Source organism: uncultured Ruegeria sp. (assembly GCF_947500045.1).
Taxonomy (GTDB): domain Bacteria; phylum Pseudomonadota; class Alphaproteobacteria; order Rhodobacterales; family Rhodobacteraceae; genus Ruegeria.
The window spans coordinates 258,965-274,079 of sequence record NZ_CANMQQ010000004.1 but is presented as its reverse complement, the minus strand read 5'-3'; the positions used below and the strand labels follow the sequence as shown (position 1 = coordinate 274,079).

Genomic DNA, 15,115 nt, shown 5'->3' with positions numbered 1-15,115 from the left:
CACATAGTATGGTAATGCATACATCATGTATTAGATACTGGACACTCGCAGATTGAATGCTGCACTCTGGAGACCTCAGATATGACCTACCAAGATCGCAACACTGTCGTCTCAATCTTCGTGAATCTTGCTGTCAGTGCCTTCGTCGTTTTTCGGCTTCTGGACATGAATGCCTCTGGGATGTTCGATGGCCCTGATGCCGTCAACAATTGGGCCCGCATGGTGATCTGGTTAATCCCCCTGGGCATTGTCGCCACCATAATTGGCACAATTTTGTTCAATATCGGTTTTGCAATTGTCACACGCGAACCCAAGCCCAGTTTCGTCGTCGATGAACGCGACAAACTGTTCGAACGCCGCGGTAGCCTTGCGATCATTGTCTTCGCAGGTGCAGGCTTTGTCTCTGCCGTCCTGGCCCTGGCCTTCAACGCATCAGCTTTGATTGGGTTTAACATTATCTATTTCGGCATGGCATTCGGGTCTTTTGCGGCAGATATCGTCAAGTTTGTTAGCTATCGGCGCGGGTATTGAGCGATGGGAAAGCTCAAGATCACCAACAACATCAGACGGCTAAGATTTGACGCCGACGAAATGACCCAGAAAGAACTCGCCGAAAGAGTTGGTGTCACCCGGCAAACAATCGTTGCCATCGAAAATGCAAAATATTCACCAACGCTTGAATTGGCGATCCTGATTTCCCGTGTCTTCGACAAGCCCCTCGAAAAAGTCTTCGACATCCAAGACGCCAGTTAAGTCTTCGCGACTGCAACACATTATTCCAAGGAATAGATATGCTCATCCATCCACCACGATTTTGGAACATGATGGCACGTTCATATGCGCGCCGCCCCGTCGGAAACCAAGCTGCCTACGAATACAAGCTCGACTTTACTGCGAGACATCTTTCCTCTCAGGACCGCCTCCTGGAAATCGGTTGCGGCACGGGAACGACGGCACTCATTCACGCTCCAAATGTCGCTCATATCGACGCTATTGATTACTCTTCAGAAATGATCGCAATTGCTCAGGAGAAAGCCAGCGAGCAGGGCGTTGGGAACGTGAACTTCGAAGTGAGCGCGTTCGATTGCTGGCCCATTCCGTTGAAGGATCAGAAGTATGATGCGGTATTGGCTATGTCGATACTGCACCTGATGCTGGATCTTGATGAAGCCTTGGAGCGTGTTCGAAGCTCATTGAAAGAAGGTGGCCTGCTCTTCAGCTCGACAGTTTGCCTGGAAGGCATGGAAAAATACGCCATACCGGCCCTCGGGGCCATTGGTTTGTTGCCCAAGATCCGCGTTCTTACCCAAGAAATCCTTGTCGAGAGAATGCAGGCGTTCGGGTTCAGCATCGAACACAAATGGCGTCCGGAGAACGGTTCGGCTGCATTCATCGTCGCGAGGAACGGGGCTAGGCGCAGGTAACTGCTCAATCGTGCTCCTCGCTATCTTCCAAATTGGAACTCAGTTCGAACGCCAAACCAAAGAACCGTTGCCTGATCTCTTTTGCGTAGGGGTTCGCGTTCTCAATAGCCTCAAAAACCTCCGGCGCATCATGCTGTACCATCGAGATAGCTTCTGAGATAAGATCAAAACTCTTGGTCGTCATACGAGACGGTAAAGGCCCCATATTCAGCAACACTTTAGCAATCAAATGGGTAATGCCTTGAACAGTTGCTGCATCCCTGTCGTGCTGGTCTGGTGTCGTCATTATGACGTGAAGGCCCAGGTGCTTTCGTAGAAAAGCCGCAACGTGGATATAGTGATGTCCGCGTATTGGACAAACAGCGATCTTTAGACCTCTGATACCGTTGCGGACGCTTTGCGGGCCAAACAATGGATGGGTTGCGACGATACTGACATATTCTGGAAGAAACCTATCCATAATCTCAGAGGGCTGAACTTTTACCGAACCAACATCAACTATGATCGCACCTGGACGGCAGATTGCAGCAATGGATTTCACTACGCTCTCAAAGCTTGAAACAGGTGAAGCGATTACAATCACGTCGCACTTTGCAGCTTGATCAAGAGAAGCAAGTGACACGCCGAATTTCGACACGTCTTCTCCCAGGTGTGGTGACGGATCATATGCAAGCAACTCGAATTTCTGATTCAAATGTTTGGCGATCAGCTGCCCAAATGCGCCGAAACCGATGATACCGACGGATGTCGTGGCTTTTTCAACTGTCGAGTTTTTCATCTCATGACCTCAAAAACTGCCGCCTGGCAAGAGATCACTTCGTGTTAAGACCGCTGTCAGGGCAGCGGAAAATTCACAGTGAAGCGTCCGCAGCTATGCAAGCTGAGGATAATACCCTTTGGAAGTGTCGAACGCTTTCATCATGTGTATCGAACTAGTTCACCATACAGGTTGAAGTCAACCATTTGCATGGGAACAGTTCAAAGCTGATGGTGTCTGCTACAGCTACCGAACTTCGACCCGCCTAAGTCGCGCAAAAGCGGCGAATGCGAACACGTACTTGCAGAACCCTATTATACCTGTTGATTAATTAACTAAATGGTATAATATGTCACCATGACAGGTGATGAACAACTTGATGCAGCTTTTTCAGCACTGGCGCACCCAACGAGGCGCGCAATTCTGGCCCGATTGGCCAAAGGTACAGCGACCGTGAACGAGCTTGCAGAACCCTTCGATGCGACCTTACCTGCGATTTCCAAACATATCCGGGTGTTGGAGGCTGCTGGTTTGGTCACACGTGGAAAGGACGCCCAGTTCCGCCCCTGTGCATTAGACGCAAAACCGCTGGAGGCCGTTTCAAACTGGACCGACCAATACCGTTTCATCTGGGAGGCTCGGTTCGACGCCATGGACAGAATTCTGAATGGAATGAAGGAAACACCAGATGAATGACGAGAAGAAATGGGTAAAGATCGAGCGAGAATTTGAAGCCCCGATTGGCACCATCTGGGACATGTGGACTGACCCGGCCCTGTTTAGTGCATGGTACGGACCCCGTGGCATGTCGGTTCCAGTAGCCGAAATGGACGTGGTTGTTGGCGGCACGCGTAAGGTTTGCATGGAAATGAAGTCGGCTGAGCGACCCATGAAAATGTGGTTCACAGGCGTGTACAAAGAGGTCACTCGACCGCATCGTCTCGTCTATACCGAGAGTATGTGTGATGAAGATGGCATCCTTATCTCGCCTCAGGCGATGGGTATGCCGGATGACTTCCCCGACATCACCGAGATCATTGTTGAACTCTCTGATGCGAACGGAAAAACACTGATGACTATGGTTCATATTGGCGTCGAAGAAGGCACAGCTGGCGCGGGCGGCTGGAACCAAGCCTTTGACAAGCTTGGCGAGTATCTTGCTTCAACGCGCAGCGACTGACGGGCAGACCACATGCGACAGCTTGCCGGTCTGACATTCGTGACACTCGACGGAGTGATGCAGTCACCTAGTATTCCAGAAGAAGATTCGTCCAGAGGATTTGAACACGGCGGCTGGGCCGCGCCGTTTTGGGAGGGCGTGATGGATCAGGTTGAACGTCACGCCATGTCCGAACCGTATGACATGGTTTTTGGCCGCAAGACCTACGACATCTTCGCGGGTCATTGGCCGAACGCACCAAAATCCGCTCTGTCAGACCGAATGAATGGGGCCAGAAAATACGTAGTGACATCGCAGCCTGACGGTTTGCGCTGGGAAAACTCGCACCCGATCAACGATGACGTCGTCGGCGAGATCTCGTCTTTGAAGGCACGGGATGGGCCTCTTTTGCAGGTTCATGGCAGCGCCCGGCTGATACAAACTCTTCTAGCCCATAACCTTATCGACGAGTTCCGCTTGTGGATTTTTCCGGTAGTTGTTGGCGGCGGAAAGCGCCTTTTCGAGAACGGCAGCCCGCCATGCCGACTAAAGCTTACCAGATTTGAGCACTGTGGAAATGGTGCAACGATGCTGTTCTACCAGCCCGAAAGTGATCACTCAATCTTCACACAGCAGCCGTGAAACTGGGCTCGTTGCCACCATGCCATACGCTCAGCTCAATTGATTGTTCGCAGCCCAAAGAAGCCATTGGTCGCGGCTGCAAAGAACGACAGGAGTACACTTAGGGCACCAAGATCAACGTGCTTTCTTGATCTTTATCTTGTCAAGCTTCGCTCTGCTCTTGGTCGATTCCTCAGAGCGTGTGAGAGCTTTGGCTATGGCCTTCAAGCCCATGCCCTTTGACACCAGTAGGTGCAATTTTTGAATTTCTTCTTGTGTCCAAGCTTGACGGTGGCGCTCAAAACGTTCTGCCATGGTTTTCGTCTACCTTATTAATGTGCCTGATCTGTCATAAAGCATGGTCATCGTGTTGGTGCCAGCGCAAGGGCAATCACGAGTATTTTCAAGAAGCAGGGTTGATGCCAAACGCGACAAATGACGGCACCCATCCCGATGCGAACATTCCGTCGTCATCCTACCTCGGATAAAACAGACGTTCCTCCAAGGATCAGAGTTGGTGGAGTCGGCCACACAACGGCCCTTCGCTGCACTCGCAGCATCAGTCCTAGCTAATGGCTGCGATTTGCGCATAGCGACCTTTGCAAAGCTCAGGGTTCGGCAAATAGTGGCTATGGAACCTTTTCTAAGGATGCTGCGGTGTTGCCCATGAGTCCGGACATTCGCTGCACTTGCAAAGTTCGGGGTCGGTCGGTTTCACACAATACAGAACTTTCCCGACCTTGGGTTTTTATCTTTCGTTTGCGCTGCACCCATTTCGCGCAGACGAACACAATACTTGATGCTAGCTGAATAGCTTCAACATGAACTCGTAAATTGGCTTTAGCCTTGCAGCTAGTGTAAGCGCAGCCTCTGGCGCTGTTAACAAGCTTGCGATTACTGGTGTTGCAATAGCGGTTATAGCCCCGCCGACTGTGTACGCTAACCACCTAACGCTTCGCCTACTGCGAGCAAGCTTGCGCTGGGGGGTTGGCTCCTTTTCCACTGATTGAAGATTGTGAATCTCACGCGACACCAACTCTCTAGCACTATCATCCAGCACCGAATGTGCGTCATCAGACGCAAGTACATTCTTTAGCTCCGTTGCACGAGCGACAACGCTCTCTAGATCGCTCTCACGAACAAGTGGGTCAAGTTCAGGTGGCTTTGCACCGGCCACACCTATAGGAATCTGTTTCGGTTGTAGAAGAGGTTGTAGTTCGCCCAAACGCTTGCTTATCCTGCACAGCTCTTGAACCAAGGTTTCGTTCCATGCATCCTTTGCATAGTGCGCCTCCATACAATCATTGAGGGTCTCATTGACGTCTTCAATCGCATACCAGCTTAACTTATCGCCGTTTATTGCAGTTTCAATCGAAGTAAGTGCGTATCTCAAGTCGTTCGGTAGTTGATAGGATTCTTTGTCGTTAACTTTGGTGACAACAGCCTGAACGGTCTGCCTCAAGCCAATTAATCGATCTGCTAAGTCAACCGCATTTTCAACTTCAGGCCTTACGTTTGGCGGGGTGTCCTTGGGCGTCAAACGTCCGTTTGAGGCAACTAAGATGATGGGGCTAGAAGCCATGAGGCGAGATGACAAGACATCTTGGCTAGGAGGGTCAATCTTGTCTCGAATGGATTGAAGAAGCTTCCTCATCTGAGGGTGTTCTGCTGTACCATCCCACTGCCGAAGATCGACGTATTGAGTCTCCGCAAACCCGTAAGGCAAAACGGCGTCATCCAATCGGACGTGGATCAATTTTTTGCGTTTTTGGGCCTCGGAGGCCTCTTCAACAACGCTTTTCGAGCAGACGCTATGCTCCGTCCAAAAAGTTATGACAACTTTCGCAGAGGAAAGTCGCTTCGCAATCTCATCTCGCCAACTTGCGCCCGCTTCTATGTCGGCATCCCACCAAAGCGGAACAGATTGATCCAGCAGGAACGAGTGAATGTTGCCCACTCGGCCTCTATCCTTGTTTGAATAAGACAGAAAAGCGAAAGACGAAGGCAGCGGTATTGGAGCGGGGTTTTCATTCTGATCTTCTGCCTCAGGTAACTTCCAATCCACGAGTTGATCGGCTAGCGATTTTGCGCGGGCCCTCTCTCTTGGGTTTGCTGAAATACGGGCAATTTCTGGGTCCGTTTTTGCGGCTAGAGTTCCCTCAAATTGAAGGCCGCCGTTTCTCGAAAATGTCTTCAAACGGCGAATATCTGTTACTGGCCTCAAGTCCATGACTGGCGTGTGGTTCAGGTTAAGACTGCGCAGCCTACTCAGCCGCCTCAACGGCTCAAGGTCAACAACATTTGTGGACGATAAATCAATCTCTTCAAGACGAAACAAACCTTTCAAGGGGGTTATGTCGGAAATGGGAGAGGCTCTCAAACTGAGGGTTTCAAGACCGCGAAGTCCAGCAATAGCAGAAATGTCAGATATACTGCTGCCGGAAACATCAAGGTTTCTGAGATGTCGTGCATCATCGATCCCAGTCAAATTGCGAATCTTGGTGTTCTTAAGCTCCAATTTTGAGAGGCGAGTCAGTTTCGCCAGTGGCGCAATTTCCGAAACTTCAGTGTCATTAACATATAACCTACTAATTTTATTGAGTCTTTCAATGCCCGAGAGCTCGGTGATGGAACTACCACTAAGATTTAGGAAACCTAGCTGTGACAACTCGGCCAAGGGCCAGAGATCAGTGATGTCGCATCCCAAAAGGCTCAAAACCCTTAAGTTTTCTAATTTGGCCAAATGGGATACGTTAACAATGTCAGTTCGAGACAGGTTAAGCGACCGAAGGTTTGTTAAATTTTCGATAGGAGTCAAATCGCGAATGGAAGTCTGCGCGACATCCAAATGACTCAGCTTGGCTAAGGTTTCTGCTCCATCCAAATCCGATAGTGAAGAGTGCGCCAGCGTAACGTGCGTGAGGTTACTCAAGCCAGATAGAGGTTGAACGCTCTCCAAATGTCCTCCGATCCAGCTAAACTTCGACAGCTTTTTTAACCCTGACAGCGAATCGATGTTCGCCAACTCTGAGCGGTCAATATTCAGTGTTCGCAAGTTTGGCAGTTCGTTGAGCAATGAAAGGTCGTCCAGCTTCCCATACTGCATGGTTAAGCTTGTAAGTTGCTTCATTCCAACTATAGCACTGATATTCTTAAGGGTGGGGCTGTGAATTGTAAGGGATTTTACGCTTTCCAACTCACCGAGCTCTTCCGGGAATATCGTCAACTTGCCCCATTCAAATGAGCGGATTGATATCGTCTCAGTACCGTTAGCCGAAGCATTCCGCAGCTTTGCGCTCAAACCTGGAGACATTTCTTCGGAGTTGTCCATTCTATCCCTATCCGTGCATTATGAAGCCGAATTTCACTCAGCATTTGCAACGAGATCCAAGCCGAACGCAACAGTACAGAGCAAAAGTCGGAAACATTTTGGGGCACCGCTCCGAAACATGATTAACCAAAAATTTGCTACCTAAGGTCCGCTTTGGGGGTAGACCTGCCGAATGCGTACGCAGCACTCTGTTGGATCAGCAATGACGGCTCAGGGCTCTTACTGATATTCTATGCCAAGGCCGGTCAGTTGGTACTCAAGTCACACTGAAGCACCAAGATACATTCCCCTACGCCGTCTTTTCTCATTGATCTGATACTGGCTTCGACAGATAGAGAGGTGTGCGGTGGCTGTCTTCCTTCGCAAGTTGCGCATGTCAAAGCGCTGCCGGAGGATCTCCGGTGGCCTTTATTCACGGCTCACGCACCTGCCACAGGCCCTATTAGAGGACGTCATGCCCCTTTCACCTGACGGACAAGACCGCGCCACTCGCGCCATCGACCCTTTGCCGATACGCCTTATCAAGCGCGCTATACTGGTTCTTATCGGCCTGTTTTATTTCCTCTTCGTGGCCTTTGCCCCTCTTCTTTGCGTTCGGCGCAGAGGGTTTCGGGGTTGGTATTGGCGCCTTGTGAAACGGTCATGTTCACGCCTGCTGTGGCTCCTCAGCATCCGCGTCGAGATGCGTCCTGAGGAAAAGAATGCCCTCGCCGCCGACAACAACAGCATCATCGTGGTCAACCACCGTAGCCATCTTGATGGCTTCTGTCTTATGCATGTGGTGCCCGACACCAAATGGTTCACTTTCGCGGCGAAGGCAGAGTTCTGGAACAGCAAACTCCTGCGCACTGGTTTTGATGGAGCGGGCCTCGTCCCTATCAACCGGGACTCCGGTTCAACGGCCATGGATACGCTGATAAAGGCTGTCAGGGAAATGCCTGCCCGCTGTTCCATCGTGCTATTCCCAGAAGGCACCCGAGCCAAAACAGAATCGCTAGGGGACTTTAAAGCGGGTGCTGTCTTAGTCGCCCGAGAAACCGGCCGTACGATCACCCCTATTGTCATCCACGACAGCGATAGTCTACTTCCACGCGGCAAACATTTACCGCGCAGCGGGACGATCCGTGTGGAGGCATTGCCAACATTCGCGTGCGATCCTGCCGCTAGTGTGGATGAGGATCTGGCGCGATTGCGCAGGCAGATGATGGCTGTGTTTGAACGGTGAAGTCTGTTTGACAGAAATATGCAGAAACCGAGTTTGTTGAGTTTCGGCTACGCGTAGCGGCAGATAACATATTTGCGGAGCAGCTGTACTTGTCGGTGGGGTTTTCTCCAACGGGTATCGATATGCGAAGACCTAGATATGACCCGTATTTCAGTATGCTTTTAGCCAATCATATCTATGGTTGGACTGCTTGGTATTGCGACTGAACCCTCAGAAGAAAATGGACATTTGAGTGCCCTGATCTCGCTATTCCTGCCGGAGGTAGAAAAAGCAGGAGAGACACGATTTTGCCAGATGCTGTACGACGTATGAGTGACCAAAAGCTAACACTAAACTGCTATCAGACCACCAGCTTCGACTGCGATATCGACTATGCAGTCATCGCCGGTTGGAATGCGATTTGCTGGGCTTTCTCCTCCGAGTTCCAATTTGGGTGAGGTTAACCAGAACGCGCATTGCCACGGGGTCATTTCACGTGGCAGGGCTTTCAACACTTTTTCCATCAAAGGAAGCGGGGTTCCATCCTCAGCAAACTGGAAAGATGGATAGGCGTTGGCCCCATTGTAAGGCAAAGAAAGTACCTTCCCAGTTCGTGTCCAGATGTCGGCTATCCGCGTGATCTGCCAGGAGCCCTTCTGCCATTGTGCGTGTACACCGGCATCGTCCAGCAACGGATACTCACGCGCAAAATCATCCATCCGGATGTCATTGACCGCGCAACAATGTCCCTCGAATTTGTGCAAATACATCTACTTACTCACTGAACTCACTAACAACTCATGAAACGATACTGCCAAAAAAATATTCTAGCCAAAGTTAAGAAGTTCACATTGGGCAAATTAAACTTCAGCTAATCTGGCTTTTTTATCTAGCGCGCTGAAATTATTGTTGGTTTGCTTACGATGGCCCGCCGTTCTGATGCTCCTAAAACCAGTTCTGAATTCGTGGCTTTGTTACACATTGGGGTAGTAATCCTCACAAGTTGAGGGCATTGGCCATGGATCTACCGAACCAATCTCTGGTTTGTGAGTGATCAACATCAACGCATTGGACAAAGCCGCCAGTCACTCTGTCCATTGTTGGAAACTAGTGCCGAAGGTGGCCTCTCCTTTCTACGATCACGATCCTCTTCTTCTGACACTCCCGCAAATAGACAAATGGTTCGATCCTAAGATTGGCGTGACACCATGCGCGACGGGGAGGTTTTGTATTTCTACCGACCTAAATTCCTTTCTCTGATCACAATACGGACTGACCATTCCAAAAATTTCTCACCGCCGCCTTGAATTTCTGGACCAATCATTCCAAATCATGCGCATGAGCAAAAAAACTCTCCCAAATGGCGACATCAAATCACCCGCAGGTCCGGGTAGACCTCGTGCCTTTGACGAGGCTGAGGCTTTGGAAAAAGCCTTGTGCGTTTTTTGGCACAAGGGCTACGAGACGGCATCTGTGGATGATCTGACCAAGGCCATGGGATTGAGCCGGTCCAGCTTCTATGGAACGTTCGTCAACAAGCAGACTTTATTTCACAAAGCCCTCAGGCACTATTCAAGGCGAGGTTTGAAAAATCTGCGTGACGTTGCAGATGCGGGCGGAAATGACCCCGTTGGTGCGATAATGGAAGCTTTGGCGAACCCGCAAGGCGGTCGTGACGGTTGCATGCTGATCAATTGCCTTACGGAACTTGCCCCGCATGATGATGAAGTGGCGGCTCTCGGGCGACAGCATTTGGAGAGTATTGACGAGATTATTGCGGGAGCGCTTGAGCCTTCAGATCCGGGTCAGGCCCTCGACAAGGCACGCGCCTATGCCTCTCTTGCAATCGGCACGCTGGCTCTACGCAAGGCAGGCGTTCCCGATGAGCAGATATCGCAAACCCTGAAACAAGTCCGGTTGGTGATTTCGCCTTAAGTCCTCCCCTAAAAATAAGGGCATGAAACGTAACAAAAGTTCCAACAAGAGACCGCGACCTTAAATTTGGACCAAATAGTCCAAAAATATCTGAACGAAGTAAACGAAAGAAGGAAGCAGCAATGGCTGATGAAAAACTGTTCTCCGGCATCAAAGCTGGTGCAATCGAGCTGAAAAACCGCATTGTCATGGCGCCACTGACCCGCAACCGGGCAAGAGCCGAGGATGACAGCGTCCATGAATTGCAGGCCAAATACTACGCACAGCGGGCGGGTGCTGGTCTGATCATCACGGAAGCTTCGCAAATCTCGCCTCAAGGCAAAGGCTATGCCTGGACCCCGGGCATTTATTCACAAGCACAGGTTGACGGCTGGAAAAAAGTGACTGAGGCCGTCCATGCCAAGGACGGGAAGATTGTAATCCAGCTTTGGCACGTGGGCCGGATTTCGCACTACAGCTTGCAGCAGGATGGTGGCGCCCCTGTTGCACCATCCGCAATTGGCGCTAAGGCCAAGACCTTTGATGGTGAGCAGTTTGTTGAAACATCTGAGCCGCGGGCTCTGGGCATCGAAGAAATTGCTGGCATTGTCGCCGACTACCGGAGGGCTGCGGAAAACGCCAAGAAAGCCGGTTTCGACGGTGTCGAGGTCCACGCAGCCAACGGATACCTTATCGATCAGTTCCTGCGGGACGAATCCAACAAGCGTGAAGACGAATACGGCGGTCCTGTCGAGAATAGAGCACGGTTCCTGAAAGAGGTCATGGACGTGGTTGCCGATGTCTGGGGCGCCGACCGCGTTGGTGTCCGCCTCAGCCCATTCTCGGACGCCAACAACATCTCCGACAGCGACCCGCAGGCGACATTCACCCATGCGGTCAAATTGCTGAATGGCTATGGGCTGGCCTATCTCCATCTCGTGGAGGGACAGACCGGCGGCCCGCGCGATATTCCGGAAGGTGGCGATCTGAAGGCGCTCTATGAATTGTTTGACGGTGCGAAAATGGGCAACAACGCATATGACCGGGAAATGGCGGTTGAAGCGGTTGAAACCGGAGCCGTCGATCTGGTGGCCTTTGGCCGGCCGTTTATTTCCAACCCTGATCTTGTCAACCGGTTGGAGAAAGGCGCCGCTCTGAATGAGCTCGATCCAACTACCCTCTACGGCGGCAATGAAAAAGGGTACACCGATTACCCGGCACTAGCAGAGGAAGCGGTTGCCGCAGAGTAATACATCGCTCTAGCCTCCGTAGTGACAGGCAATACCAAATAGAGTGAGCGCGCCGATTTGGACGCGCTCACTTCGCGGGCACAGCAATACCCTTTCTTGAAGCCGGGTTCTAACACAAGCCTGCGAGTGAACTGCTTCCCTATGATCAGGGTTGAATATTTCCAATCAGAATGCACTCTTGATTGAGAGGCGCCCGGTTTTAGTTGAAGAAGATGTGCGGTGACTACCATTAATTGAACGCGTTTCTCGAACAGCGCAATGTTATGGGCAAATCGTGCAAACTTATGCGCAAAAGGCGCGCAATATTATGGGCGAAAGTCTTCAATTTTTGTGAGTAATATCAATGGCGAGGATGCAGCGTTATGAGCGCCCCTACAATGTTTTGCGGTTGTGTGATCGATATGCAGACGTGCATGTAGCTTCGTTGCGTCATAAATTCTAGCTGAACGCTGGAAAGCTGTTATGTTTCTCTTAAGCCAATAGGGAACGCTGGTAGATAATCCTCAAAAAAAGAGGAAACAGCGGTACATTCCCCCGAGCCAACAGGGACAGAGAAACATGAATAATCGTTTGCGTAAAATCACCATCGTAGGTGGTGGTACAGCAGGATGGATGACCGCTTTAATCCTGGATATGGTGTTTTCGCGCACGTCGGCGCCAAAGGATCGACCGCGTATATGTCTGATCGAAAGCCCCAATATCTCGACTGTGGGTGTGGGCGAAGCCACTGTGCCACGCATGCCTGTTACGCTCCGCCAGGCCGGTATTTCAGAGCGGGATTTCTTCCGCGAGACCAACGCCTCATTCAAACTAGGTGTGAAGTTCTGCAATTGGAACAAGGACGCCAAGGGCAATCGCATCGATTATGTAAATCCATTTGCCCACGGCCAGATGTTGGAGGGGTTGGAGGCCGCCGAGTATTTCCTGCGATTCGGCAACGGGGATCGGGATTTTACGCAATCCATCTCGCCGCATGACGATCTAGCCCGCCTGTGTAAGGGCGCGCGGCAATTGGGTCAGCCTGAATTTGAACAACGATTTGGCTATGCTTATCATCTGGATGCAGTGAAGTTCGCGGGTATGCTAACCAAGGTTTGCGCCAAGCGCGGTGTTGAGCATATCCAGGATGAGGTGCAATCGGTTGAGTTGGATGAACAGGGCAATGTCAGCCATCTGATGCTGGAACGCAAAGGCCGTCATGACATTGAGATGGTCATAGATTGCACAGGGTTCCGGGGTTTGATCATCAACAAGGCTCTTGGTGAGCCATTTATGGACTATTCGGAATATCTGCCAAACGATCGCGCCATGGCGTTGCAGATCGAACATCCTGATCCAGAGAAGATTGAAAGCGTCACACGGTCAACCGCTCTTGGCGCAGGTTGGACATGGCGGGTGCCGCTCTATAACCGGGTGGGAACGGGCTATGTGTATTCGTCCGCGCATCGCACCGATGATCAGGCTGCAGACGAATACCTTGAATGGTTGGGTGATAGCGGCAAGGGATTAACGCCGCGCGTCATTCCGATGCGCATCGGGCGCGTGCGCAATGCGTGGGTCAAGAACTGTGTGGCGATTGGGCTCTCAGGCGGGTTTATTGAGCCATTGGAAAGCACCGCGATCCATATGATAGATCATGCGATACGCTGGTTCGCCGAGCATCTTCCCACACGAGATATCGAGCCTTCACTGCGCAACAGATATAACCAGCAGATGAACAAGCTCTATGATGAGGTGTTGGATTTCATCTGCCTGCACTACCGATTGGGCAACCGAACGGATGATCAATACTGGATCGATGCGCGCACCGAAATGAAGATACCGGATCGGCTGGCCGAGAACTTGGAGCTGTGGCAACACCGCCTGCCGATGGAACACGATATCGAGTTCGCAACCCTATTTAATTTCCGCGTCTACCAGACGGTCCTTCTGGGCAAGCAGGTCTATGACACAGGCTATGGCACTGGTATCCGAGATCGTATCCGGCCGTTGAAGAAACCGATCTGGTTCCAGTGGTGGAAGGGCGCAAAAGTGGACCTTGCGCATATACTTAAGGCAATGCCGGATCATAAAACGTTGCTACGCGACATCCGAGGAGAGTTGGAGAAACCGGCCTTTGGCAAGGCGGTGGCGGCCCAGCCAACAGTGGCAATGCCGGGCGCGCCAAACGCACCTTTGGTTGTCCAGAACATGCCGAACTTTGCGGAAATTCAAAGCGGTGCGAAGGATTTGCAGTTGTTCTGAGGTGGTGTTGCGTCGTCATTTTGTGGGTGCGACCAAAACGGCGACGCTAACCAGTATTAAGTCAGACTTTTCGCAAATATGCCCACGAGACATATCCCTTTAGCCCACGTGCGCGTTGCAAGGACACGCGGCACCAACGTGTGCCGCCGGTCTGCTCGCAACTGTGAACTCGCAAAGCGGTTCCATTTGGAAGACCCACGATCACGTTGAAACCTGTTCCAGGCCCTGCACGCAATTTCAGCATGCCCCCATCTTCAACGCCAAAAACCTCGTATCGTCCAAGAGAAGCCGCCGCCGTAGGTTCAGCTTGGACAAAGGCGCCCAAGAAAAATGCCGCTACGGGTAAGAAGATTGCACTGCGCATCATGTTAACCTGCCTGTTGCCTCATTCACTATCGTAGCGACTCAGCTCATCAAGCGGAACTACTGACAACAAAAATGCGCACGTCTTGTTCTGCCATTGAACCAAAATTCTCAACTTTGCTGGAGGTTCGGCATGAGATTTTCTCGTGTTCTAAGATCTGAAAAATGGGCCGGTTCGAACCCAAAGGTAGCTTCCTCTGTCGAACAGGAACAAATATGGATAGCGGATCACTGAGAGGATTTGGTGGAGCCTAGGGGAAACGCCGTCGAACACCTAATATACTGATAGTAAACACTATTGTAGTGTGTTGGTTTGTACTGTGTCTCACCTTAGTGTCACACTTTGAAGTGTGCAACATGCTGCGTCGAACTCTGCATACCCACACCTACACCAGACTACTGTCTTCTACTGGTGCGGAAGGTTGCGACTGGCCTGCATTTGCTGAACATCGTCGGGCCAAGTGGAGCGTATGTAGGCCAGCACGTCCCATATGTCTTCGTTAGTCAAAGTGCCCTCAAAGCCCGGCATGCCACTGTTGAAGTCTTCAATACCGCGTGCTGCCAATGCGTTTGCACCACCTAGTTTGGTGTACTCGAACAGTAGCTGGTTATCATGGTGCCATGTGTGCCCTGTCACGTCGTGTGGTGGTGCAGGTAACACTCCGTCATCATTGGGTGTTTGCCAGTTGGGTTGGCCTTCCAGATTAACTCCATGGCATGAGGCACAATGCTCTGTGTAGAGTTCCTGTCCATTCGCTAGGTTTCTATCTAACAACTCATGATCTGCAGCGACGCTAGTGCCAATGCTGCATATAGCGAGCGCGCAAAGGTGTTTGTTCATCTCTACC

At 51.1% G+C, this 15,115-nt stretch carries 16 protein-coding genes; 10 read left to right on the top strand and 6 right to left on the bottom strand.

Features of this window, described 5'->3' with window-relative positions; translation table 11 throughout:
• Positions 1-81 precede the first annotated feature (81 nt).
• From Q1B46_RS09490 to Q1B46_RS09480, 3 genes are read left to right on the top strand one after another with little or no spacing between them, the layout of a single operon-like run.
• Positions 82-531: a hypothetical protein gene (locus Q1B46_RS09490; protein WP_299947339.1), complete on the top strand. Its 450-nt coding sequence runs from the start codon at positions 82-84 to the stop codon at positions 529-531.
• A 3-nt stretch (positions 532-534) separates the two neighbouring features.
• Positions 535-753, top strand: coding sequence for a helix-turn-helix transcriptional regulator (locus Q1B46_RS09485; protein ID WP_010443208.1), 219 nt, complete (start codon positions 535-537; stop codon positions 751-753).
• A gap of 38 nt (positions 754-791) precedes the next feature.
• Positions 792-1,424, top strand: coding sequence for a class I SAM-dependent methyltransferase (locus tag Q1B46_RS09480; RefSeq protein ID WP_299947336.1), 633 nt, complete (start codon positions 792-794; stop codon positions 1,422-1,424).
• A gap of 4 nt (positions 1,425-1,428) precedes the next feature.
• On the opposite strand, the gene Q1B46_RS09475 is transcribed toward Q1B46_RS09480, so the two are convergent.
• Positions 1,429-2,202 (bottom strand): prephenate dehydrogenase, encoded by a 774-nt coding sequence (locus Q1B46_RS09475; protein WP_299947334.1) that lies wholly within the window; start codon positions 2,200-2,202, stop codon positions 1,429-1,431.
• Between the two features lie 336 nt (positions 2,203-2,538).
• Between Q1B46_RS09475 and Q1B46_RS09470 the strand changes: the two genes are divergently transcribed.
• From Q1B46_RS09470 to Q1B46_RS09460, 3 genes are read left to right on the top strand one after another with little or no spacing between them, the layout of a single operon-like run.
• Positions 2,539-2,877 carry a metalloregulator ArsR/SmtB family transcription factor gene (locus tag Q1B46_RS09470; protein WP_010443211.1) on the top strand — a complete coding sequence of 113 codons (339 nt, stop codon included), beginning with the start codon at positions 2,539-2,541 and terminating at the stop codon, positions 2,875-2,877.
• Positions 2,870-3,361 carry an SRPBCC domain-containing protein gene (locus Q1B46_RS09465; RefSeq protein ID WP_299947328.1) on the top strand — a complete coding sequence of 164 codons (492 nt, stop codon included), beginning with the start codon at positions 2,870-2,872 and terminating at the stop codon, positions 3,359-3,361. The genes Q1B46_RS09470 and Q1B46_RS09465 overlap by 8 nt, the downstream gene beginning before the upstream one ends.
• A 12-nt stretch (positions 3,362-3,373) precedes the next feature.
• Complete coding sequence (locus Q1B46_RS09460; RefSeq protein WP_299947325.1) at positions 3,374-3,982, top strand: dihydrofolate reductase family protein; 609 nt, start codon at positions 3,374-3,376, stop codon at positions 3,980-3,982.
• A 114-nt stretch (positions 3,983-4,096) separates the two neighbouring features.
• Here Q1B46_RS09460 and Q1B46_RS09455 read toward each other — a convergent pair whose 3' ends face one another.
• Together Q1B46_RS09455 and Q1B46_RS09450 are read right to left on the bottom strand one after the other, a co-directional pair.
• Entirely contained in the window at positions 4,097-4,276 is a 180-nt protein-coding gene (locus Q1B46_RS09455; protein ID WP_058275054.1) for a hypothetical protein, read from the bottom strand.
• Positions 4,277-4,763: 487 nt separating this feature from the next.
• Positions 4,764-7,292 carry a TIR domain-containing protein gene (locus Q1B46_RS09450; RefSeq protein WP_299947321.1) on the bottom strand — a complete coding sequence of 843 codons (2,529 nt, stop codon included), beginning with the start codon at positions 7,290-7,292 and terminating at the stop codon, positions 4,764-4,766.
• A 454-nt stretch (positions 7,293-7,746) separates the two neighbouring features.
• Here Q1B46_RS09450 and Q1B46_RS09445 point away from each other — a divergent pair, with 454 nt between their 5' ends.
• A complete protein-coding gene (locus Q1B46_RS09445) occupies positions 7,747-8,517 on the top strand; it encodes a lysophospholipid acyltransferase family protein (RefSeq protein WP_299947319.1) in 771 nt (256 codons plus the stop codon).
• A gap of 329 nt (positions 8,518-8,846) precedes the next feature.
• Here the strand turns inward: Q1B46_RS09445 and Q1B46_RS09440 are convergent, their stop codons facing one another.
• A complete protein-coding gene (locus Q1B46_RS09440) occupies positions 8,847-9,266 on the bottom strand; it encodes a hypothetical protein (protein WP_299947318.1) in 420 nt (139 codons plus the stop codon).
• 568 nt (positions 9,267-9,834) lie between these two features.
• On the opposite strand from Q1B46_RS09440, the gene Q1B46_RS09435 reads away from it, so the two are divergent.
• From Q1B46_RS09435 to Q1B46_RS09425, 3 genes are all read left to right on the top strand, one after another.
• Positions 9,835-10,431 carry a TetR/AcrR family transcriptional regulator gene (locus Q1B46_RS09435; RefSeq protein WP_299947316.1) on the top strand — a complete coding sequence of 199 codons (597 nt, stop codon included), beginning with the start codon at positions 9,835-9,837 and terminating at the stop codon, positions 10,429-10,431.
• 122 nt (positions 10,432-10,553) lie between these two features.
• A complete protein-coding gene (locus Q1B46_RS09430) occupies positions 10,554-11,660 on the top strand; it encodes an alkene reductase (RefSeq protein ID WP_299947313.1) in 1,107 nt (368 codons plus the stop codon).
• Between the two features lie 558 nt (positions 11,661-12,218).
• Positions 12,219-13,904: a tryptophan halogenase family protein gene (locus Q1B46_RS09425; RefSeq protein ID WP_299947311.1), complete on the top strand. Its 1,686-nt coding sequence runs from the start codon at positions 12,219-12,221 to the stop codon at positions 13,902-13,904.
• Positions 13,905-13,965: 61 nt separating this feature from the next.
• Here Q1B46_RS09425 and Q1B46_RS09420 read toward each other — a convergent pair whose 3' ends face one another.
• Entirely contained in the window at positions 13,966-14,268 is a 303-nt protein-coding gene (locus Q1B46_RS09420; RefSeq protein WP_299947562.1) for an SH3 domain-containing protein, read from the bottom strand.
• 405 nt (positions 14,269-14,673) lie between these two features.
• Positions 14,674-15,108, bottom strand: coding sequence for a c-type cytochrome (locus Q1B46_RS09415; protein WP_299947310.1), 435 nt, complete (start codon positions 15,106-15,108; stop codon positions 14,674-14,676).
• Between the last annotated feature and the right edge of the window lie 7 nt (positions 15,109-15,115).